The following is a 20265-nucleotide window of genomic DNA, read 5'->3' on the forward strand; positions in this document are numbered from 1 at the left end:
CCTATGAGCGAAATCAAGACGCTTGAAATGCCAAAGTGGGGGCTTTCCATGGAGGAAGGCTTGCTCGCTCGGTGGGCAATCCAGGAGGGTGACAGCTTCACCCCAGGGCAGGAAATCTGTGAGATTGAAACCAGTAAAATCGTCAATGTGCTGGAGGCACCCTTTGCCGGTACGTTACGTCGGATAATCGCCCGCGAGGGTGAGACGCTTCAGGTAGGCGCCGTGCTGGCCCTGGCGGCTGACGCGTCGGTCAGCGATGCTGAACTGGACAAATTTGCTGCCAGCCTGGCTTCGGCGAAACCCGCAGCCCCTGGCCCGGAGTCTGCCGCGCCGGGCGTAGCGGCACAGGCAGGCGCTAAGCCAGCTTCCATTGTTTCGCCGCCATCCAACAGCCCCGAGCCCCCTGTTGGGCAGACCGATATCCCCGTCAGTCTGCAAGGCGTGACCGATGTGACTCAGGTTAATGCCACGCCCCATGCGTTAAGACTGTCTGCCCGCTGGGGTGTCGACCTGAAAAAAGTCCGCGGCAGCGGGCGCGGGGAGCGTATCTCTGTTTCTGATCTGGAAAGCGCGATCGTGGCCGCCGGCGGTCGTCTGGCCTCTCCGACGCCCCCCGTTCGTCGCAGCAAAGCGCCCCGCTCGCATGCCGATGATAGCCAGGTATCGGCTACCCCGCTGGCGCGCCGTCTGGCCGGCAAACTGGGTATCAACTTACATGACTGCCGAAGCAGCGGTTCACGCGGTCGGGTGAGTCGCGATGATGTGCTGGCCGCGGCGTTGTTACTCGACGAGCAACCGCAGACCAGCCCTGTGCAGGAGAGTGCCCCGGCCCCCTTTGAGAGCATCCCGATGTCCGGTATGCGGCGGGCTATCGCTTCTCGCCTGCAAACGTCCAAGCAACAGTCTCCCCATTTCCGTTTGAGCGTCGATCTCGATCTGGAGCGACTGTTAGCGTTACGTCAGGACATTAACCGCGAAGTACCCGGCGTCAAGATTTCGGTGAATGACCTGCTGGTGAAGGCCTGCGCCCTGGCGCTGGTGGCCGTGCCTGACGTCAATATCCAGTTTGATGAAGCGGCACAAAGTATCCGCCGCTTTACGGATGCCGACATTTCGGTGGCCGTTGCGCTGCCTGCCGGGCTAATTACCCCTATTGTTCGCTCGGCGAACCGGAAATCGATCAGCGACATATCGCACGAAATTCACTCGCTGGTGACCAGAGCCAAAGCGGGCACGCTGAAGCCGGAAGAGTTCCAGGGCGGGACCTTTAGCCTGTCAAATCTGGGGATGCTCGGCGTCCGGCAGTTTGACGCCATCATCAATCCACCGCAAAGCGCAATCCTCGCCATTGGCGCCGGCGAGCTCCGGGCGGTAGTACGCGACGGGCAAATCGTCGCGCGCCAGCAAATGACGGTATCGCTATCCTGCGATCACCGGGTCATCGATGGCGCGGCAGGTGCGGCTTTTCTCCGGGAACTCAAGCGACTGATTGAAACCCCGACCTTGATGTTTATCCAGGAGACGAGCTATGCACGATAAATACGATGTGCTGATCATCGGCGGTGGTCCTGGGGGATACGTTGCCGCCATCCGTGCCGGTCAGCTAGGGCTTCGTACCGCATTAGTGGAAAAACAGCATCTGGGCGGCATCTGCCTGAACTGGGGATGCATTCCAACCAAGGCGCTGCTGCATGGCGCTGAGGTTGCGCACACTATCACCCATGCCAGTCAGCTGGGCATCAGCGTGGGCGAGGTGAACGTCGATCTGCAAAAACTGGTGCAATTTAGCCGTACCGTATCGCAACAGCTCACCGCAGGGGTTGCGTACCTGTTGAAGAAAAATGGCGTGAGGGTGATTGATGGCACCGCGCGGCTGCGCGGCAAGGGGCAAATCACGGTCGAGGATGCACGCGGTGAAGCGCGCGATTACCGGGCCGATCACGTGATCCTGGCAACCGGCGCCCGGCCACGCGCATTACCAGGCATCACGCCAGATGGCGAATATATCTGGACCTATTTCGAGGCGCTGCGGCCTAAGCGATTGCCCAAGTCGCTCTTAATCATCGGTTCAGGGGCGATTGGCGTCGAGTTCGCCAGCCTTTATAACGATCTGGGCTGTAAAGTAACGCTGGTCGAGCTAGCTTCGCAGATTTTGCCAGTGGAAGATGCCGAGGTGTCTGCAGCAGTGCGTAAGTCATTCGAAAAACGCGGGATTCAGGTCCATACCCAGACCCTGGTGACGCAAGTACAGCTCACCGATACCGGGGTGCGCTGCACACTGAAAAACACCAGCGGCGAATATTCCCAGGATGTCGAAGGTGTGCTGCTGGCGGTCGGCGTACAGCCGAATATTGAAGATCTGGGGCTGGAAGCGCTGGGCGTTGAGTTAGACCGCGGTTTTATCAAGACGGACGCGGCTTGTCGCACTAACGTATTCGGGCTTTATGCCATCGGCGATGTAGCCGGCCCGCCGTGTCTGGCGCACAAGGCCAGTCACGAAGGCGTGATCTGCGTTGAAACCCTGGCCGGTGTCGAAGGCGCCCATCCGCTTGATCGCGACTATGTGCCCGGTTGCACTTATGCCCGGCCTCAGGTTGCCAGTCTGGGCCTGACGGAATCGACGGCTCTGGCAAGGGGACGGCCCGTCAGGATCGGTAAGTTCTCTTATCAGAGCAATGGTAAGGCGCTGGCCAGCGGCGAGACAGAGGGTTTTGTGAAGACGATTTTCGATGCTGAAACCGGCGAGTTGCTGGGCGCGCATATGGTTGGCGCACAGGTCACGGAACAGATCCAGGGCTTTGGCATCGCCCGTCACCTGGAGGCCACAGACGAAAGTCTCCTGTCGATGATCTTTGCGCATCCGACACTTTCCGAAGCGATGCATGAATCCATACTCGCGGCCTGCGACCAACCGTTGCATCAATAAAAAATAAGGGAGGCGATAGCTGAGCGATACGGAGTAAGTTCCCGTTATCCCTCCTGTATTTTCCTTAAACGTTCGATAAGGTAACAGCCCGTCGTTAGGTAAGTATCCCGCATCATTGATCTCCAGCCACTGGCAGTCATCTCACTTTATTGAAAATGAGCAGGACTAACGCAAGGCAAATGGCGCTACCGACAAATGCGGTGATGAAGGAATTCACCAATGAGCTGCTGTAACGAAATAAAAGCGTCATTGCGGATTCATTCCGTCAAGACTTGCTTATTTGTTCGTTACGAACATTTTAATACCAGGGGAATTGCACATAGCCGCTAACCTGTCCTTATTATTGCCACGCAACCTCATCTCTGTTGCCCTTACTGACGTTGCACTCGTTGCACATGATTTGCAGATTGGCAATATCGAGGGCTAAATGCGGGTAAAGAGAACGCGGTTTTATATGATCAACGTGCATCACCATCCCGTCACTGGCGCCGCGCCCGCATACGCAACATTTATTGCCGTAGCGCTGGAACGCCTGGTAACGTAAACGCCGCCACTCCCTTGAGCGGTAGAATGTCTCAGCCTCTTTAGCAGCTTGCTGCCGCTGCGCCTGCTCACGTCGGAACTGTTCGAATAAAACGACATGCCCTTCGGCTTTAGGGTAATTTCCCCAGGCATCCGTCGCTGGTGTCGTGTCGGGCTTCTCCTGTACCTTCACCGAGTCTTGAGGATAGAGTTTGCTCGTAACCTTTTGTACCAGCTTGAAAAGTATCCATACGACTACGGCCAGAATAACTAACGTTTCCACTCCCTCGCCTTATTCTCGTTCAAAGATGATTGCTGCATTATTTTATACAAGCGCCATATTGATGGTCATTATACCTTTGTAGGGATGAATTCGCGTTATCGCAAGGGGATAACATGCGTCCCCACACCATATACACCGCTATACCCCCCATCTTTTCCCCCTCACGTTTTCAACCCAACCTGCTATGCTCCTTCTTTCATTATTCTCTGGAGATCCCGATGCTGACCATCTGGGGCCGAAAAACCTCCTCTAACGTGCAGGCGCTGATGTGGTGTGTTGGCGAGCTTGGGTTGGACTATCTCCGGTTCGACGTGGGGCATCGCTATGGCGGTACCGACAGCGAGGCGTTTTATCAGCTCAATCCCAATCGTACGGTGCCAGTGCTGCAGGATGACGAAAATCCGCCGCTGTGGGAAACCGGCGCGATCCTTCGCTATTTAGCCAGTCGCTACGCCGACGACGCCTTCTGGCCGGGCGAACTGCTGGCTCGTACAGAGGTTGATCGCTGGGCCGAGTGGTCAAAGCAGAATATCGCCCTCGGCTTTACGGCGCCGGTGTTCTGGCGCGTGGTGCGCACGCCCGCCGCCGAGCGGGATCCGCAGGCCATCGCCGCGGCGGTGACGGCCCTGGAGCAAAAGCTGGCGATTGCCGAGGCACGTCTCGCCGGCAGTCGCTATCTGGTGGGCGATACCTTCACCCTGGCCGATATCCAGTTTGGCCATGTGCTGTACCGCTACTTTGCCATCGATATCACCCGTCGTCCCCTCCCCCACCTTGCGGCGTATTATGCACGGCTAACCGCACGGCCCGCCTTTCGCCAGCACGTCATGGTCAGCTACGACGAGCTGAAGGTCTGAAAATGGTCGGTAGCGCCTCCTGACGCTACCGACATACCGGTTAACGCGCCATCAGGACAAACACGCCCCAGCCGAGATATTCCCGGGTCCAGGTGACGTGGTGTAGCGGCGCAGTGGTCAACTGCTGGCGAACCTCCGGCGCGAAGTCATCGTGCGGATTGGCCTCCAGCCAGCGGCGCATCGTCAGCCATTTCGCCGCTTCATAACGATCCCAGCCCTCCTGGTCGGCCAGCACCATCTCCACCACGTCATAGCCCAGTTCGCCAAAGTGAGCGACCAGCGCCGGCAGCGTCAGGAAGTCATCGGGTGACTGCGCGCCGCAGGCAACCGCCTCTTCCGCCGTGGCGGGGCGTTTGCGCCACCATGGCTCGCCGATAAGCAGCATGCCGCCTGGGTTAAGACTCTGCTTCAGTAGCGCAATCGTGCCTGCCACTCCGCCGCCGATCCACGTTGCCCCCACGCAGGCGGCAATATCGCACGGCTGACTGGCGACATACCCGCTGGCATCCTGGTGTATGAAGGTCACCCGGTCGCTCACCCCGAGCGCTTCTGCCCGGGCGGCCGCCTGCTGACTGAATAGCAGACTCATGTCCACCCCGGTGCCGACGATCTGATGATCGCGCGCCCAGCTACAGAGCATCTCGCCGGAGCCGCTGCCGAGGTCAAGAATGGCGGTGCCCGGCGCCATTCGCAGCGCCCGTCCCAGCGTGGCGTACTTTTCCGGGGTAAAAGGGTTATGAATACGGTGTTCGCTTTCACTGATAGTAAAAATGCGAGGGATATCGATCATGGGTGTTTCTCCTTGAGAGCCATACGCCCGGGCAGCGCCCCTGCCCGGGTCGCTGTATCAGCGGTTGTCCGCCTGTGCGCGAACGTTATTCAAACCGGTGGTGTTGATCCGGTACGGCTGGCCATTCACCGACTTAATCAGCTTTTTGGTTTTGAGCTTTTTGAAGACCGCGAGGGTACAGTCGCTCAGCAACAGCCCTTCCCGGGTGTAGCATTCGACGGCGGTAATGCGGCCGGAGGTATCGCGGACGTGCGCAATACGGCCACCTTTGGCGAGTACGTGTAAGGTCCGTTGTTCCTGACGGGATAAATTCATACTGAAACCTGTTCATTATCATGTGCGAAAACATGCCTACACCCGCAGGTGTGTGCGTAAGGTTTAAGCGCAGCGATAATCAGTCCGGCCTGGGCAGGTCGGGAAGCTGATTATCTGATAATGACATTCTCCAGCATCGAAGCCTCGGTGAGCATTGAAAGGTATTTACCGGCTGAATATTAACACCTTCATCTGGTAAGGGTATTGTGCAGATTAAAAACTGTGACCGGTATTACGATTTCCCGTCAGCCTACCCCCATTTTTTGCGCTATCCGCCGCTCGCTCTATTCCTCAACTTTCACCACCACCTTATCCCCCTCCCGCATTGTTAAATAATTGTTGTCAGATCACAAAATGGAAACAAAAAGGCTATTTCGTACGCATTTTATAAAAATGTAGATATTTTTAATTTATGGCTACGAAATGAACATCACCCTGACCTTACAGCGAGGAACGATCCTGATGAACGCCCTGACCGCAGTAAAACCGACACCCGCGCCGTTAGCCCAGCAATACCCTGGCTTTACCGTCTCCCCTTCCGCCCAGTCGCCGCGCCTGCTGGAGCTCACCTTTTCCGCGGACACCACCACCCAGTTTCTGCAGCAGGTCGCGCAGTGGCCGGTGCAGGCGCTGGAGTACAAATCTTTCTTACGCTTCCAGGTGGGCAAGATCCTCGACGATCTGTGCGGCAACCAGCTGCAGCCGCTGCTGATCAAAACATTGCTCGATCGCGCGGAAGGCGCGCTGCTGATCAACGGCGAAGGGATCGATAACGTCAGCCAGGCCGAAGAGATGGTCAAGCTGGCCACCGCCGTCGCCCACCTGATTGGCCGTTCCAACTTCGATGCCATGAGCGGCCAGTATTACGCCCGCTTCGTGGTGAAAAACGTCGATAATTCCGACAGCTACCTGCGCCAGCCGCACCGGGTGATGGAGCTGCACAACGACGGTACCTACGTCGAAGAGCAAACCGACTACGTGCTAATGATGAAGATCGACGAGCAGAACATGCAGGGCGGCAATTCCCTGCTGCTGCATCTCGACGACTGGGAGCACCTCGACGAATTCTTCCGCGACCCGCTCGCCCGCCGCCCGATGCGCTGGGCCGCGCCGCCGAGCAAAAACGTCAGCAAAGATGTTTTCCACCCGGTGTTCGACGTCGACCAGCTGGGTCGCCCGGTGATGCGCTATATCGACCAGTTCGTCCAGCCGAAAGATTTCGAAGAAGGCACCTGGCTGAGCCGCCTCTCCGACGCGCTGGAGACCAGCAAAAACATTCTTTCTATACCGGTGCCGGTAGGCAAATTTCTGTTGATTAACAACCTGTTCTGGCTGCACGGCCGCGACCGCTTTACGCCGCACCCGGACCTGCGCCGCGAGCTGATGCGCCAGCGCGGCTACTTTGCGTATTCCACGAATCATTACCAGACTCATCAATAAGGGTTTTCAGGCGAAGGAATTGAGCGGATGTATGATTTCGTGATTATCGGCGGCGGCATCATCGGCATGTCGACCGCCATGCAGTTAATTGAGATTTACCCGGACGCCCGCATTGCGCTGCTGGAAAAAGAGTCCGGCCCGGCCTGCCATCAGACCGGCCACAACAGCGGCGTGATCCACGCCGGGGTGTATTACACCCCCGGCAGCCTCAAGGCGCAGTTTTGCCTCGCCGGCAACCGCGCTACCAAGGCCTTTTGCGAGCAGAACGGCATCCGCTATGACGTCTGCGGCAAGATGCTGGTCGCCACCTCGCCGCTGGAGATGGAGCGGATGCGCGCCCTGTGGGATCGCACTGCCGCCAACGGCCTGCAGCGGGAATGGCTGAGCGCCGGGGAGCTGCGCGAGCGCGAACCGAACATTACCGGGCTCGGCGGGATCTTCGTCCCTTCCAGCGGCATCGTCAGCTACCGCGACGTGGCGGCGGCGATGGCGAAGAACTTCGAATCGAAAGGCGGCGCCATCGTCTACAACGCCGAAGTCAGCGCCCTGAAAGAACACGCCAGCGGCGTGGTCGTCCACACCCGCCAGGGCGGCGAGTATGAGGCCTCGACGCTGATTACCTGTTCCGGGCTGATGGCCGATCGACTGGTGAAAATGCTCGGCGTCGATCCCGGGTTTATCATCTGCCCGTTCCGCGGGGAGTATTTCCAGCTCGCTGCGGAGCACAATCAGATCGTCAACCATCTGATCTATCCGATCCCCGATCCGGCGATGCCGTTCCTCGGCGTCCACCTGACCCGCATGATCGACGGCAGCGTCACCGTCGGCCCCAACGCCGTGCTGGCCCTGAAGCGCGAAGGCTATCGCAAGCGCGATATTTCGCTGGCCGATACCCTGGAGATCCTCACCTCGCCCGGCATTCGCCGGGTACTGCAAAACAACCTGCGCTCCGGGCTGGGCGAAATGAAAAATTCGCTGTGCCGAAGCGGCTATCTGCGGCTGGTGCAGAAATACTGCCCGAGCCTGACATTGCGCGATTTGCGCCCGTGGCCGGCCGGCGTGCGGGCGCAGGCGGTGTCGCCGCAGGGCAAACTGATCGACGATTTTCTCTTCGTCACCACCGCGCGTTCCATTCACACCTGTAACGCGCCGTCACCCGCGGCGACGTCGGCTATCCCGATCGGCGCGCATATCGTCAGCAAGGTGCAGACCCTGCTGGCCAGCCAGAGCAATCCCGGACGCACGCTGCGTGCGGCACGTAGCGTGGAGACACTACACGCCGCTTTTACCCGTTAACCCCCTGAAGACAGGAAGCGATTATGCAACTCAACGATATGACTCTGTTTCGCCAGCAGGCGCTGATTGATGGTCAGTGGCGCGATGCGCCCAACGGCGACGTGATTGCGGTGACCAACCCGGCCAACGGCGAGCAGCTCGGCAGCGTGCCGAAAATGGGCGCTGACGAAACCCGACAAGCGATCGAAGCCGCTAACCGCGCCCTTCCCGCCTGGCGCGCCCTCACCGCCAAAGAGCGGGCGAATATTCTGCGCCGCTGGTTCGATCTCATGCTGGAGAACCAGGACGATCTCGCCCGTCTGATGACCCTCGAACAGGGGAAACCGCTGGCGGAAGCCAAAGGCGAAATCAGCTACGCCGCCTCCTTTATTGAATGGTTCGCCGAAGAAGGTAAACGCATTTACGGCGACACCATTCCAGGCCACCAGGCCGACAAGCGCCTGCTGGTGATAAAGCAGCCCATCGGCGTCACCGCCGCCATCACCCCGTGGAACTTCCCGGCGGCGATGATCACCCGCAAAGCGGGCCCGGCGCTGGCCGCGGGCTGCACCATGGTCCTGAAACCGGCCAGCCAGACGCCGTTTTCCGCGCTGGCGCTGGCCGAACTGGCCAATCGCGCCGGGATCCCCGCCGGGGTGTTCAACGTCGTCACCGGCTTAGCCGGCGCGGTCGGCGGCGAACTGACCAGTAACCCGCTGGTGCGCAAGCTCTCCTTTACCGGCTCGACCGAGATTGGCCGCCAGCTGATGGAGCAGTGCGCGAAAGACATCAAAAAAGTCTCCCTGGAGCTGGGCGGCAACGCGCCGTTTATCGTCTTCGACGATGCCGACCTCGACAAAGCCGTCGAGGGGGCGCTGGCGTCGAAGTTCCGCAACGCCGGGCAGACCTGCGTTTGCGCCAACCGCCTGTACGTCCAGGACGGGGTATATGAACGTTTCGCCGAGAAGCTGCAGCAGGCGGTGGAAAAACTGCGCATTGGCGACGGCCTGCAGGACGGGGTCACCACCGGCCCGCTGATCGACGAGAAAGCCGTCGCCAAAGTTGAAGAACACATTGCCGACGCCATCGCCAAAGGCGCGAAGGTGGTCACCGGCGGCAAACCGCACGCCCTGGGCGGCAACTTCTTCCAGCCGACCATCCTGGTCAACGTTCCCGACAGCGCCAAAGTGGCGAAAGAGGAGACCTTCGGCCCGCTGGCCCCGCTGTTCCGCTTTAAAGATGAAGCCGACGTCATTGCCCAGGCCAACGATACCGAGTTCGGCCTCGCCGCCTATTTCTACGCCCGCGATCTGAGCCGCGTTTTCCGCGTCGGCGAAGCGCTGGAGTACGGCATCATCGGCATCAATACCGGCATTATCTCCACCGAAGTCGCCCCGTTCGGCGGCGTTAAGGCCTCCGGCCTCGGCCGCGAAGGGTCGAAGTACGGTATCGAAGACTACTTAGAAATCAAATACATGTGCATTGGCCTTTAACAGGAGTGTCGGATGAACAGCAATAAAGCATTAATGGCGCGTCGCAGCGACGCGGTCCCGCGCGGCGTCGGCCAGATCCATCCTATCTTCGCTGAGCGCGCGGAGAACTGCCGGGTGTGGGACGTCGAAGGGCGGGAATATCTCGATTTTGCCGGCGGTATCGCGGTGCTCAATACCGGCCACCTGCATCCGCAGATTGTCGCCGCCGTGGAGGACCAGCTGAAAAAGCTGTCCCATACCTGCTTCCAGGTGCTGGCCTACGAGCCCTACCTGGCGCTGTGCGAAAAGATGAACCAGAAGGTGCCAGGTGATTTCGCCAAGAAAACCCTGCTGGTCACCACCGGGTCGGAAGCGGTGGAGAACGCGGTGAAGATCGCCCGCGCGGCAACCGGGCGCAGCGGCGCTATCGCCTTCACCGGCGCCTATCACGGCCGTACCCACTACACCCTGTCGCTGACCGGTAAAGTGAATCCTTACTCCGCCGGTATGGGCTTAATGCCGGGCCACGTCTATCGCGCCCTCTACCCGTGCGCGCTGCACGGCGTCAGCGATGACGAGGCGATCGCCAGCATCCATCGCATCTTCAAAAACGATGCCGCGCCGGAAGATATCGCCGCCATCATTATCGAGCCGGTGCAGGGTGAAGGCGGATTCTATGCCGCCTCCCCGGCCTTTATGCAGCGCCTGCGCGCCCTGTGCGACGAGCACGGCATTATGCTCATCGCCGATGAGGTTCAGAGCGGCGCGGGCCGCACCGGTACCCTGTTCGCCATGGAGCAGATGGGCGTCGCGGCGGATATCACCACCTTCGCCAAATCCATCGCCGGCGGTTTCCCGCTGGCGGGCGTCACCGGCCGCGCGGAAGTGATGGACGCCATCGCCCCGGGCGGACTGGGCGGCACCTACGCTGGCAACCCCATCGCCTGTGCCGCTGCCCTGGCGGTATTGCAGATTTTCGAGCAGGAAAACCTGCTGGAAAAAGCCAACCAGCTCGGCGATACCCTGCGCCAGGGCCTGCTGGCGATTGCTGAAGATCATCCGGAGATCGGCGATGTCCGCGGTCTGGGAGCGATGATCGCCATCGAGCTGTTTGAAGAGGGCGATCACAGCAGACCGAATGCAAGACTCACGGCGGATATCGTCGCCCGCGCGCGCGACAAAGGCCTGATCCTGCTCTCCTGCGGGCCGTACTACAACGTACTGCGCATCCTGGTGCCACTGACCATCGAAGAGGCGCAGATCGAGCAGGGGCTGAAGATCATCGCCGACTGCTTTACCGAGGCGAAACAGGCATAAAACAACAGATATGCGGACACGAAGTACGTTAGTAAGGGAATGAAGACGAGACCTGCAAAACAATAATTATACGCGTGCCCCGGCGCGGGAATGTCGGGGCGCTCTCCCAGGTGACACACTTCGAGAGGGTAAATGATGGGGCAACTGTCGCAATCACAGGATTTAGGGGCGGGACTGAAGTCGCGCCACGTCACAATGTTATCTATCGCCGGGGTGATCGGCGCGAGTTTATTTGTCGGATCCAGCGTCGCCATTGCCGAGGCGGGCCCGGCGGTGCTGCTGGCCTATCTGTTTGCCGGGCTGCTGGTGGTGATGATTATGCGTATGCTGGCCGAAATGGCGGTCGCCACGCCGGATACCGGCTCCTTTTCCACCTACGCCGATAAAGCCATCGGCCGCTGGGCGGGGTATACCATCGGCTGGCTGTACTGGTGGTTTTGGGTCCTGGTTATTCCGCTGGAAGCCAATATCGCGGCGATTATTTTGCATTCATGGGTGCCGGGCGTCCCGGTGTGGTTGTTCTCCCTGGTCATCACCCTCGCCCTCACCGGCAGTAACCTGCTGAGCGTCAAAAACTACGGCGAATTCGAGTTCTGGCTGGCGCTGTGCAAAGTGGTCGCTATTCTGGCGTTTATCGTACTGGGCGCGGTCGCCATTACCGGTTTTTATCCCTATGCCGAGGTGAGCGGCATTTCGCGTCTGTGGGATCACGGCGGCTTTATGCCCAACGGCTTCGGCGCGGTGCTCAGCGCAATGCTGATCACTATGTTCTCGTTTATGGGCGCGGAGATTGTCACCATTGCCGCCGCCGAATCAGATACTCCGGATAAACATATCGTGCGCGCCACCAACTCGGTGATCTGGCGTATCTCTATTTTTTATCTGTGCTCGATCTTTATCGTCGTCGCCCTCATCCCGTGGAATATGCCGGGGCTGAAGAGCATCGGCTCCTACCGCTCGGTGCTCGAGCTGCTGCATATTCCCTATGCCAAGCTGATTATGGACGGCGTGATCCTCCTGTCGGTCACCAGCTGTCTGAACTCGGCGCTGTATACCGCTTCGCGGATGCTCTACTCCCTGAGCCGCCGCGGCGATGCGCCGGCCATCATGGGCCGGACCAACCGCAGCAAAACGCCGTACGTGGCGGTGCTCCTCTCCACCGGCGCGGCATTCCTCACCGTGGTGGTGAACTACTACGCGCCTGCCAAGGTGTTTAAATTCCTCATCGACAGCTCCGGCGCCATCGCCCTGCTGGTCTATCTGGTGATCGCCGTTTCGCAACTGCGGATGCGCAAAATCCTTCAGGCGCAAGGCGGCGAGATCCGTCTCAGAATGTGGCTCTATCCGTATCTGACCTGGCTGGTGATCGCCTTTATCACCTTCGTGTTGGTGGTGATGCTGTTCCGTCCGGCGCAGCAGCTGGAGGTGATCTCTACCGGCCTGTTAGCATTGGGAATTATTTGTACGGTACCGATTATGTCGCGCTGGAAAAAGCTGGTATTGTGGCAAAAACTGCCGCTGCAAAATACGCGTTAACCCTCTTCCCGGCGCCCGCCGGGAAGAGTATTCAGGAGTAAGAACATGACCGCCATTTCCCAGGCGACGGCCATTGACGGGTACCGTTGGTTAAAAAACGACATCATCCGCGGGGTCTACCAACCCGATGAGAAGCTGCGGATGAGCCTGTTGACCTCGCGCTATGCCCTGGGGGTCGGTCCGCTGCGCGAGGCGCTTTCGCAGCTGGTGGCCGAGCGGCTGGTGACGGTGGTCAATCAGAAAGGCTATCGGGTAGCGCCCATGTCGGAACAGGAGCTTCTCGATATCTTCGACGCGCGCGCCAACATGGAAGCCATGCTGGTGCGCCTCGCCATTGAGCGCGGCGGCGATGAGTGGGAAGCCGAGCTGCTGGCCCGCGCCCATCTGCTCAACAAGCTGGAGTCGTGCGAAGCGAGTGAGCACTTACTCGATGAATGGGACCAGCGCCATCAGGCATTTCACACCGCCATCGTCGCCGGCTGCGGTTCGCAGTATCTGCTGCAGATGCGCGAACGGCTGTTCGACCTGGCGGCCCGCTACCGCTTCATCTGGCTGCGCACCACTGTGCTGTCGGTGGAGATGCTGGAAGATAAGCATGTCCAGCATCAGACTCTGGTGGACGCTATTCTGGCGCGCGACGCTGAACAGGCCAGCGCGCTGATGCGCGAGCACTTACTGACTCCGATCCCGATTATTCAGCAGGCGATGGCCGACAAGCTGCAGCCGCAGGTAGTGTGAGTCAGGCGGCGGGGTAGAAAGTACGGGGATGCCGGCAACGTCTTCGTCACGCTCCTCCACGCCGCACGGGCGTAGAGAAATCGTATCCGTAGATCAATCAGGCCCGCAGACGAACCGGCTCGCTGAAATCGTCGGCCGGTTCCAGCTTCAGATTAAAGGTGGTCAGCAGCGCTGCCGCGCGCTCGTGAAACTCGCGCAGCGTTTTTTCCAGTCTGTCGCTCACTTCCGGGTCGTCAATGTCGACCGCCTGCCATGACCCTTCTTTATTGAACAGACCAAACTGGTAGCTATAGGTGAAACGTGACTCTTGTGCTTCCATTTCCATCCACCAGCCCCAGAATTCACGCTTCTCCGGCGCGGGCTTAACATTGACGCAAACTGCCAGGCAATCGAAAAAGAAACGGTTGTCATGGCACTGCTCTTCGCGAATGTAAGGCCCTAGCGCCGTGAATTTCTTGATCAACTTACTTTTCAGGTGTCCACTCGGTAACGTCATTGCGATCTCCTTTAGTGATGCAACTGTTTTACCAAACCAATAGAATTTAGCAATAAATTAACCAAATCTATGATTGATCCAGCGGGCGATCTGTCGCAATGCGTGATCAAAATTGCGATACACCGGGTTAAACGGGATCTCCAGCAGTTTGCCATCGGCAGATGACGAGGTGATTAACCGCGACTCCTCTTCAGGGCTGAACGGATCATCCTTCCAGAAGCCGGAGAGCATCGGCGTCGGGCAACGGCGCCCCAGCAGTCCCTGGGTTTTGAGCGAATAGCGATTGAGCTCCACGCGCAGCGCTTCATCGGATGCGTCATGCATGCCCAGCCGCGAGGCCAGCACGTCGAGGTACATCTCCGGCACGCGCCCCTGATGCAGGGGATCCACCAGCAGACCGTGGACCACCGGCCCCAGACAGGCTACGGCCTTCAGCCGCTGCGGCTCCAGGTAACCGAGACGCACCGCGATATTGGCGCCAAAGCGGAAGCCGAAGGCGGCGACCCGGGTATGGTCAATCCACGGCACATTTTCCAGATGGCGCAGCGCGTGCTGATGCAGCAGGCTGGTGTCCTGATTCAGCGTCCATTTTGATGAGAAGCCGATGGAGGGCATATCAATGGTCAGCATGGCAATGCCGAGCGGTGAGAAGTAGTTTTCATACAGGTTGTAATAATCGGTCTGCAGCGAGTCCAGCCCCCCGCACATCAGCACCGTCGGAAACGGCCCCTCGCCTTTCGGCATATGCAAAAAGCCGGTTATCGGCGAGCCGCCAGGGATAGTAAACTCCAGCTCGCGCAGGGCGCCAGGCAGCCGCTGGGCGGCCTCTTCATACGCCCGGTTGGCTAAAGCCTGCGCCTGTTCCGCCAGCTCATCGCCTTTGATATGCGGATAAGCGGCAATGCTGTACAGGTTCGAAGCATGCAGCCAGTGGCGGCCGCTCAGCAAAGGATCGGCTTCCTGCCCGGCCTTTTGCTGCCACTGCATGGCTTCTTTCGCCCACTCAAAAATCCAGTTGCCGCCGCGATAGCCGATAACGGTATCGAACAGCTCGGGATCGGTTCGTTCGGCCTCGCTCATTACAATGCGCGCTTGCACATCGAGGATCTCCTGCGGGGTTACGCCGCGCCAGATCCACATTAAGCGATTGATCAGACGGTACCAGTGATCGACGTGATTGCCGCTCAGCGCTGACTGCATCGCCTGGGGTTTTCCGGCAGAAAACCGGCGCACCAGCGTAGAGGTTTCTGGATGTTTGAAGCGAGGTTTAAACAGCGTTTCGCTAAGGTTAGCCTGTGACATGTGCAGTCTCCGTCGTAGTGCCACTCCGGATATTGTAACCTGCTAAAGGATAAAAAAAACCACGCCCGGCAAGCCGGGCGTGGTAAATAGCACTGTCCTGAAGAATTAACGACCTGCGATAGGCGGTACAAACACCACGCCCATATCCCACGGCTGTTCAATCCAGGTATCCTGCGGAATATCAACCACGTAATCATCAACCAGCGGACGGCCTGCCGGTTTGGCGAAAATGGTGACAAAGTGCGCTTTGGGATACATTTCGCGGATCGCCACAGCGGTCCCGCCGGTATCCACCAGATCGTCGATAACAATAAAGCCTTCGCCATCGCCTTCCGCACGTTTCAGCACTTTCAGCTCGCGCTGGTTATCATGGTCGTAGCTGGAGATGCATACGGTATCAACATGACGAATGCCCAGTTCACGCGCCAGTAACGCTCCCGGTACCAGTCCGCCGCGGCTAACGGCAATAATGCCTTTCCATTGCTCAACCGGCAGCAGACGGCTGGCCAGTTTGCGGGCGTGAATCTGCAACATGTCCCAGGTGACGACGTATTTTTCGCTCATGTGAAGTGTCCCAGCCTGTGTAATACGGCTTAAATAATGTTCGAGGGGGAAAATGGTTGCGCGAGATTATAGAGATCTGACGCACTAAAAACCAGTGTTAAGCGGTTTGCGCAACGCTTTTTGCGTTGTTTACACTACCTGCGGCGGTGGAAAGTGGTATTCTCAACCCCATCGCGCAAGCCCGGGCTTGTTGTGTATTTTAACGCTAACCCTCGTCCTGCAACCGCTGTATGCAGGAGTCTGTAAGGAGACTTACCGTGTCTGAACTGTCTCAACTATCCCCGCAGCCGCTTTGGGATATTTTTGCCAAGATTTGCTCCATCCCGCACCCGTCCTATCACGAAGAACAGCTCGCCGAGCACATTATGGGTTGGGCAAAAGAAAAAGGCTTACACGCGGAACGCGACCAGGTTGGCAACATTCTGATTCGTAAAGGCGCGACTGCCGGTATGGAAAACCGTAAGCCGGTAGCGCTGCAGGCGCACCTCGATATGGTGCCGCAGAAAAATAACGACACCGTCCACGACTTCGCCAAAGATCCGATTCAGCCGTACATTGACGGCGAATGGGTGAAAGCGCGCGGCACCACGCTGGGCGCGGACAACGGTATCGGGATGGCGTCCGCACTGGCGGTACTGGCCGACGACAGCGTCGCTCACGGCCCGCTGGAAGTGCTGCTGACCATGACCGAAGAAGCCGGCATGGACGGTGCCTTCGGTCTGCAGGCCAACTGGCTGCAGGCCGATATCCTGATCAACACCGACTCCGAAGAAGAAGGCGAAATCTACATGGGTTGCGCCGGCGGGATCGATTTCACCTCTAACCTGGCGCTGACCCGCGAAGCGATTCCGGCCGGGTTCCAGAGCTTTAAAGTCACCTTAAAAGGGCTGAAAGGCGGCCACTCCGGCGGTGATATTCACCTTGGTCTGGGTAACGCCAACAAGCTGCTGTCGCGCTTCCTCGCCGGCCACGCCGATGAGCTGGATCTGCGTCTGGTCGATTTCAACGGCGGCACGTTGCGCAACGCCATCCCGCGTGAAGCTTACGCTACTGTCGCCGTCGCCGCGGATAAAGCCGATGCGCTGAAAGCGCTGGTGAATACTTACCAGGCGCTGCTGAAAAACGAGCTGGAGGCCAAAGAGAAGAACCTGGTGGTGCTCGTGGAAGCGGTCGATAACGACAAAGCGGCGCTGACTCAGGCTTCCCGCGACGGTTTCATCCGCCTGCTGAACGCCACGCCGAACGGGGTTATCCGCAACTCTGACGTGGCGAAAGGCGTAGTGGAAACTTCGCTGAACGTCGGCGTCGTCACCATGACCGATGACAACGTACAGATCCACTGCCTGATCCGCTCGCTGATCGACAGCGGCAAAGACTACGTGGTCAGCATGCTGGATTCTCTGGGTAAGCTGGCGGGGGCGAAAACCGAAGCCAAAGGCGCTTACCCTGGCTGGCAACCGGACGCCAATTCGCCGGTGATGCACCTGGTGCGCGAGACCTATCAGCGTCTGTTCAACAAGACGCCGAACATCCAGATCATCCACGCCGGTCTGGAATGCGGCCTGTTCAAAAAACCGTATCCGGAAATGGACATGGTCTCCATCGGGCCGACCATTACCGGTCCGCACTCTCCGGATGAGCAGGTACATATCGAAAGCGTCGGCCAGTACTGGACGCTGCTGACCGAGCTGCTGAAAGCCATTCCGGCTAAATAAGCACCACCACCGGCGGCAGTCCGCCGCCGGTTTTTCACCCGCCTCACCTTAGCGACCCGCGCTTTCCATCCGGTAGTTAATAAACCACTCTCCGCGCGCCGCTACCCGCTGCTCAGCCACCACCTTAAAGCCATGGGCTGTAAAACAGGGCTTTGCCGTAATGCTGGCGTCCACCGTCAGGATTTGCGCAGGATACTGAGCGCAGAGCGCCTCGATAAGCGCGCCGCCGATACCCTGCCGGCCATGATCCGGCGAGACGAAGAGTAAATCGATATGCGTCCCGATGGCGGTGATAAAGCCAACCGGTTGATGCTCTACTTCCGCCACCAGCCCGATTGAATCAGCCAGCTTTTGCCGCCAGCGCGTCTCATCCACCTGCGCCCAGGCCGCAATCTGCGCCGGGGTATAGTCCCGGCTGGCCGTTTCCCGCACCGCGCGCAGAAAGATCTGGCAGAGCAGTGGCAAATCGCTGTCGTGGTAAGGGCGAATGTGCATGGTTAAATCCCTAATAAAAGCTGCCTTTCCAGCTGCGGATCGAGCAGCGTTACGTGGAGCCCAACCAGACGCACGCCACGTCCGCCACGGCGCTCATCCCAGGCCTTGTGCGCGGTGGCAATCAGATCCGCTTTGTTCAGCCGCGGCCAGACGTGCTCCTGGGTGGTCAGCTGGAAGTCATTGAATTTCAGTTTAATCCCCTGACGGGCGATCAGCAGGTCCGGTTTAACCTTCGCCAGCCGGCGCTCCAGCTCCGGGTAGAGGTTTTCGATTATCGCTTCGCACTCCGGCCATTCGTGAATATCTTCCGCTAGGGTGCGCTCCACGCCCACCGACTTGCGCTGCCGGTCGTTATGGATTTCCCGCTCATCAATCCCGTGGCTACGCTCCCACAAAATACGGCCAAATTTACCGAAGCGCTTAAGCAGCATGGCCAGATCGCTGTTCTGCACATCGCCACAGGTACGCAGGCCCATATTTTCCAGCTTCGCTGCCGATACCTTCCCGACGCCGGGTATTTTCGCCAGCGGCAGCGCCCGCACAAACTCAGCCACCTGATGGGGAGCGATAACGAACTGGCCGTTGGGTTTATTCATGTCAGAGGCGATTTTGGCAAGAAACTTCACCGGCGCCACCCCCGCCGAGGCGGTGAGGCGCAGCTCCCGTTCAATGGTTTCGCGGATCTCCTGGGCTATCAGGGTGGCCGACCCGTGACAATGCACGCTGTCGCTGACGTCAAGATAGGCTTCATCCAGCGACAGCGGCTCAATGCGCGAGGTGTAGCGGGAGAAAATTTCGCGGATATGGTTCGAGGCTTCTTTGTAGGCATCGAAGCGGCCGGGAAGCAGTGTGAGATGCGGGCACAGCTTGAGCGCTGTCGCCGTCGGCATAGCGCTGCGCACGCCAAACTTGCGCGCAGGATAGTTCGCGGTACTAATCACGCCACGCTGTACCCGACTGCCGCCTATTGCGAGGGGGATATCGCGCAACGCCGGGTTGTCGCGCATCTCCACCGCCGCAAAGAAACAGTCCATATCGACATGGATAATTTTACGCATCGTCAGACTCAACACTGTATACCCATACAGCATAGCAAAACTCGCTGCGAATTTGATGCTTTTTTTATTTCATCGGCTAAAAAAGCGGTCAAAACATAAAAATGCAATGAATTATGTTTATTTTCATAAAGTTAACCAATGAATCTGGAAGGTGTAATCATGAAGAAAATACTTACCGCACTTTGCCTGCTGGCCACCGCCGGCGCCTGGGCAGCCCCACAGCTGATTGCCCACCGCGGCGGCACCGGCGATGCGCCGGAAAATACCCTGCCAGCGATCAAGCTGGCGCTGGAGAATAACGCTGAGGCCATCTGGGTCACCGTGCAGTTAAGCCGCGACGGCGTGCCGGTGCTCTACCGGTCAAGCGATCTTTCCGCATTGACCAATAGCGAGGGCAAAGTTTCCAGTTTGACCGCCGCCGAGCTGGCGAAAGTCGATGCCGGCTGGAAATGGGGTGATGACAGCCACCCCTGGCGCGGCAAGCAGGCCACCATTCCCACGCTGCAAGCCGTTTTGCAGCAATGGCCGCACACGTTCTTCTACATCGACATTAAATCTCCGGATGCCGACCCGATCGTGATGGGCGAGCACCTGCTTGCGGTGTTAAAAGCCACGCACAGCCTCAATCGCGTGCGGGTCTATTCCACCGAAGACCGCTATATCGCCGCGCTGCCGCCGGCTATTCCCCGCTTCGTCACCCGTAGCGAAACCCGCACCAGGCTCGCCAGTATTTCGCTCAGCCATCAGTGCCAGCCTGCCAGCCAGCGCGAAGGCGAACAGTGGTATGGGCTGGAGCTGAAGCGCAAGGTAGAGGTGGTGGAGAAATTCACCCTTGGAGAAGGGATCTCCCCGGCGACGCTCACCTGGGATAAAGAGGCGATGGATTGCTTCCGCTCGCAGGGCAAAGCGCACATTATCTTCTTCGGCATCAACAGTGCGGAAGATTACCGCACGGCGAAGGCGCTGGGCGCTGACGGCGTGATGGTTGATTCCCCGGCGCAGGCGAAAAGCTGGCAGTAAGGGCGCAAAGGGAGAAAAAAGGCCACGAAAGCGGCCTCACATTGCTGGCATGTTGTTGCCGGGTGGCGGCTGGCGCCTTACCCGGCCTACAAAACCGAAGCAGCAGACCCGGCAAGCGCAGCGCCACCGGGCACGGAGCCGCTT

At 58.8% G+C, this 20265-nt stretch carries 19 protein-coding genes; 11 read left to right on the top strand and 8 right to left on the bottom strand.

Annotated elements, in window-relative coordinates; translation table 11 throughout:
- The first annotated feature begins 3 nt into the window (after nucleotides 1-3).
- Entirely contained in the window at nucleotides 4-1539 is a 1536-nt protein-coding gene (locus ACQUTI_RS13185; protein WP_186602296.1) for a 2-oxo acid dehydrogenase subunit E2, read from the top strand.
- A complete protein-coding gene (gene lpdA / locus ACQUTI_RS13190) occupies nucleotides 1529-2926 on the top strand; it encodes a dihydrolipoyl dehydrogenase (protein ID WP_122543333.1) in 1398 nt (465 codons plus the stop codon). The genes ACQUTI_RS13185 and lpdA overlap by 11 nt, the downstream gene beginning before the upstream one ends.
- A gap of 340 nt (nucleotides 2927-3266) precedes the next feature.
- On the opposite strand, the gene ACQUTI_RS13195 is transcribed toward lpdA, so the two are convergent.
- The gene (locus ACQUTI_RS13195; RefSeq protein WP_004191854.1) at nucleotides 3267-3731 is read right to left on the bottom strand and encodes an HNH endonuclease; all 465 of its coding nucleotides are present in this window, start codon (nucleotides 3729-3731) and stop codon (nucleotides 3267-3269) included.
- Between the two features lie 218 nt (nucleotides 3732-3949).
- Between ACQUTI_RS13195 and ACQUTI_RS13200 the strand changes: the two genes are divergently transcribed.
- On the top strand, nucleotides 3950-4588 hold the full coding sequence (locus tag ACQUTI_RS13200; protein ID WP_048323085.1) for a glutathione S-transferase family protein: 639 nt from the start codon (nucleotides 3950-3952) through the stop codon (nucleotides 4586-4588).
- 40 nt (nucleotides 4589-4628) lie between these two features.
- Here the strand turns inward: ACQUTI_RS13200 and ACQUTI_RS13205 are convergent, their stop codons facing one another.
- Nucleotides 4629-5378 carry an SAM-dependent methyltransferase gene (locus ACQUTI_RS13205; RefSeq protein WP_032455602.1) on the bottom strand — a complete coding sequence of 250 codons (750 nt, stop codon included), beginning with the start codon at nucleotides 5376-5378 and terminating at the stop codon, nucleotides 4629-4631.
- A 57-nt stretch (nucleotides 5379-5435) separates the two neighbouring features.
- Complete coding sequence (locus tag ACQUTI_RS13210; RefSeq protein ID WP_002889848.1) at nucleotides 5436-5693, bottom strand: YjhX family toxin; 258 nt, start codon at nucleotides 5691-5693, stop codon at nucleotides 5436-5438.
- A 462-nt stretch (nucleotides 5694-6155) separates the two neighbouring features.
- On the opposite strand from ACQUTI_RS13210, the gene glaH reads away from it, so the two are divergent.
- The 6 genes from glaH to csiR all read left to right on the top strand — a co-directional run bounded on the left by glaH (nucleotide 6156) and on the right by csiR (nucleotide 13471).
- A complete protein-coding gene (gene glaH, locus ACQUTI_RS13215; protein WP_025999352.1) occupies nucleotides 6156-7133 on the top strand; it encodes a glutarate dioxygenase GlaH in 978 nt (325 codons plus the stop codon).
- 27 nt (nucleotides 7134-7160) lie between these two features.
- Nucleotides 7161-8429: an L-2-hydroxyglutarate oxidase gene (gene lhgO / locus ACQUTI_RS13220; RefSeq protein WP_065878132.1), complete on the top strand. Its 1269-nt coding sequence runs from the start codon at nucleotides 7161-7163 to the stop codon at nucleotides 8427-8429.
- Nucleotides 8430-8452: 23 nt separating this feature from the next.
- A complete protein-coding gene (gene gabD, locus ACQUTI_RS13225; protein ID WP_122543335.1) occupies nucleotides 8453-9901 on the top strand; it encodes an NADP-dependent succinate-semialdehyde dehydrogenase in 1449 nt (482 codons plus the stop codon).
- A 12-nt stretch (nucleotides 9902-9913) separates the two neighbouring features.
- Nucleotides 9914-11197, top strand: a complete 1284-nt coding sequence (gabT, locus tag ACQUTI_RS13230; RefSeq protein WP_004204663.1) for a 4-aminobutyrate--2-oxoglutarate transaminase — start codon at nucleotides 9914-9916, stop codon at nucleotides 11195-11197.
- A gap of 135 nt (nucleotides 11198-11332) precedes the next feature.
- A complete protein-coding gene (gene gabP / locus ACQUTI_RS13235) occupies nucleotides 11333-12733 on the top strand; it encodes a GABA permease (RefSeq protein WP_004204661.1) in 1401 nt (466 codons plus the stop codon).
- A 45-nt stretch (nucleotides 12734-12778) separates the two neighbouring features.
- Entirely contained in the window at nucleotides 12779-13471 is a 693-nt protein-coding gene (csiR, locus tag ACQUTI_RS13240; protein ID WP_043521479.1) for a DNA-binding transcriptional regulator CsiR, read from the top strand.
- Between the two features lie 97 nt (nucleotides 13472-13568).
- Here csiR and crl read toward each other — a convergent pair whose 3' ends face one another.
- The 3 genes from crl to gpt form a co-directional block, all read right to left on the bottom strand.
- The gene (gene crl, locus ACQUTI_RS13245) at nucleotides 13569-13967 is read right to left on the bottom strand and encodes a sigma factor-binding protein Crl (RefSeq protein ID WP_002889793.1); all 399 of its coding nucleotides are present in this window, start codon (nucleotides 13965-13967) and stop codon (nucleotides 13569-13571) included.
- Between the two features lie 57 nt (nucleotides 13968-14024).
- A complete protein-coding gene (frsA, locus tag ACQUTI_RS13250; RefSeq protein ID WP_004204644.1) occupies nucleotides 14025-15269 on the bottom strand; it encodes an esterase FrsA in 1245 nt (414 codons plus the stop codon).
- A 105-nt stretch (nucleotides 15270-15374) separates the two neighbouring features.
- Nucleotides 15375-15833, bottom strand: coding sequence for a xanthine phosphoribosyltransferase (gene gpt, locus ACQUTI_RS13255; protein WP_002889733.1), 459 nt, complete (start codon nucleotides 15831-15833; stop codon nucleotides 15375-15377).
- Between the two features lie 257 nt (nucleotides 15834-16090).
- Between gpt and pepD the strand changes: the two genes are divergently transcribed.
- Nucleotides 16091-17548, top strand: a complete 1458-nt coding sequence (pepD, locus tag ACQUTI_RS13260) for a cytosol nonspecific dipeptidase (RefSeq protein WP_042937963.1) — start codon at nucleotides 16091-16093, stop codon at nucleotides 17546-17548.
- 48 nt (nucleotides 17549-17596) lie between these two features.
- Here pepD and ACQUTI_RS13265 read toward each other — a convergent pair whose 3' ends face one another.
- On the bottom strand, nucleotides 17597-18043 hold the full coding sequence (locus tag ACQUTI_RS13265) for a GNAT family N-acetyltransferase (RefSeq protein WP_023319792.1): 447 nt from the start codon (nucleotides 18041-18043) through the stop codon (nucleotides 17597-17599).
- Between the two features lie 2 nt (nucleotides 18044-18045).
- Nucleotides 18046-19101, bottom strand: a complete 1056-nt coding sequence (dinB, locus tag ACQUTI_RS13270) for a DNA polymerase IV (RefSeq protein ID WP_004204641.1) — start codon at nucleotides 19099-19101, stop codon at nucleotides 18046-18048.
- 159 nt (nucleotides 19102-19260) lie between these two features.
- Between dinB and ACQUTI_RS13275 the strand changes: the two genes are divergently transcribed.
- Nucleotides 19261-20121, top strand: a complete 861-nt coding sequence (locus tag ACQUTI_RS13275) for a glycerophosphodiester phosphodiesterase family protein (RefSeq protein WP_122543340.1) — start codon at nucleotides 19261-19263, stop codon at nucleotides 20119-20121.
- Nucleotides 20122-20265: the final 144 nt, after the last annotated feature.

Source organism: Klebsiella sp. 7-CIP_Kleb. (assembly GCF_050378655.1).
GTDB lineage: Bacteria > Pseudomonadota > Gammaproteobacteria > Enterobacterales > Enterobacteriaceae > Klebsiella > Klebsiella quasipneumoniae.

Excerpts from the sequence above, each read along its gene's own strand:
- ACQUTI_RS13275 (WP_122543340.1), top strand. The coding sequence starts at position 19,261 with ATGAAGAAAATACTTACCGCACTTTGCCTGCTGGCCACCGCCGGCGCC.
- crl (WP_002889793.1), bottom strand. The coding sequence starts at position 13,967 with ATGACGTTACCGAGTGGACACCTGAAAAGTAAGTTGATCAAGAAATTC.
- gabD (WP_122543335.1), top strand. The coding sequence starts at position 8,453 with ATGCAACTCAACGATATGACTCTGTTTCGCCAGCAGGCGCTGATTGAT.
- ACQUTI_RS13210 (WP_002889848.1), bottom strand. The coding sequence starts at position 5,693 with ATGAATTTATCCCGTCAGGAACAACGGACCTTACACGTACTCGCCAAA.
- glaH (WP_025999352.1), top strand. The coding sequence starts at position 6,156 with ATGAACGCCCTGACCGCAGTAAAACCGACACCCGCGCCGTTAGCCCAG.
- ACQUTI_RS13205 (WP_032455602.1), bottom strand. The coding sequence starts at position 5,378 with ATGATCGATATCCCTCGCATTTTTACTATCAGTGAAAGCGAACACCGT.
- lpdA (WP_122543333.1), top strand. The coding sequence starts at position 1,529 with ATGCACGATAAATACGATGTGCTGATCATCGGCGGTGGTCCTGGGGGA.
- gpt (WP_002889733.1), bottom strand. The coding sequence starts at position 15,833 with ATGAGCGAAAAATACGTCGTCACCTGGGACATGTTGCAGATTCACGCC.
- ACQUTI_RS13200 (WP_048323085.1), top strand. The coding sequence starts at position 3,950 with ATGCTGACCATCTGGGGCCGAAAAACCTCCTCTAACGTGCAGGCGCTG.
- ACQUTI_RS13185 (WP_186602296.1), top strand. The coding sequence starts at position 4 with ATGAGCGAAATCAAGACGCTTGAAATGCCAAAGTGGGGGCTTTCCATG.
- ACQUTI_RS13265 (WP_023319792.1), bottom strand. The coding sequence starts at position 18,043 with ATGCACATTCGCCCTTACCACGACAGCGATTTGCCACTGCTCTGCCAG.
- frsA (WP_004204644.1), bottom strand. The coding sequence starts at position 15,269 with ATGTCACAGGCTAACCTTAGCGAAACGCTGTTTAAACCTCGCTTCAAA.
- dinB (WP_004204641.1), bottom strand. The coding sequence starts at position 19,101 with ATGCGTAAAATTATCCATGTCGATATGGACTGTTTCTTTGCGGCGGTG.
- gabP (WP_004204661.1), top strand. The coding sequence starts at position 11,333 with ATGGGGCAACTGTCGCAATCACAGGATTTAGGGGCGGGACTGAAGTCG.
- lhgO (WP_065878132.1), top strand. The coding sequence starts at position 7,161 with ATGTATGATTTCGTGATTATCGGCGGCGGCATCATCGGCATGTCGACC.
- gabT (WP_004204663.1), top strand. The coding sequence starts at position 9,914 with ATGAACAGCAATAAAGCATTAATGGCGCGTCGCAGCGACGCGGTCCCG.
- csiR (WP_043521479.1), top strand. The coding sequence starts at position 12,779 with ATGACCGCCATTTCCCAGGCGACGGCCATTGACGGGTACCGTTGGTTA.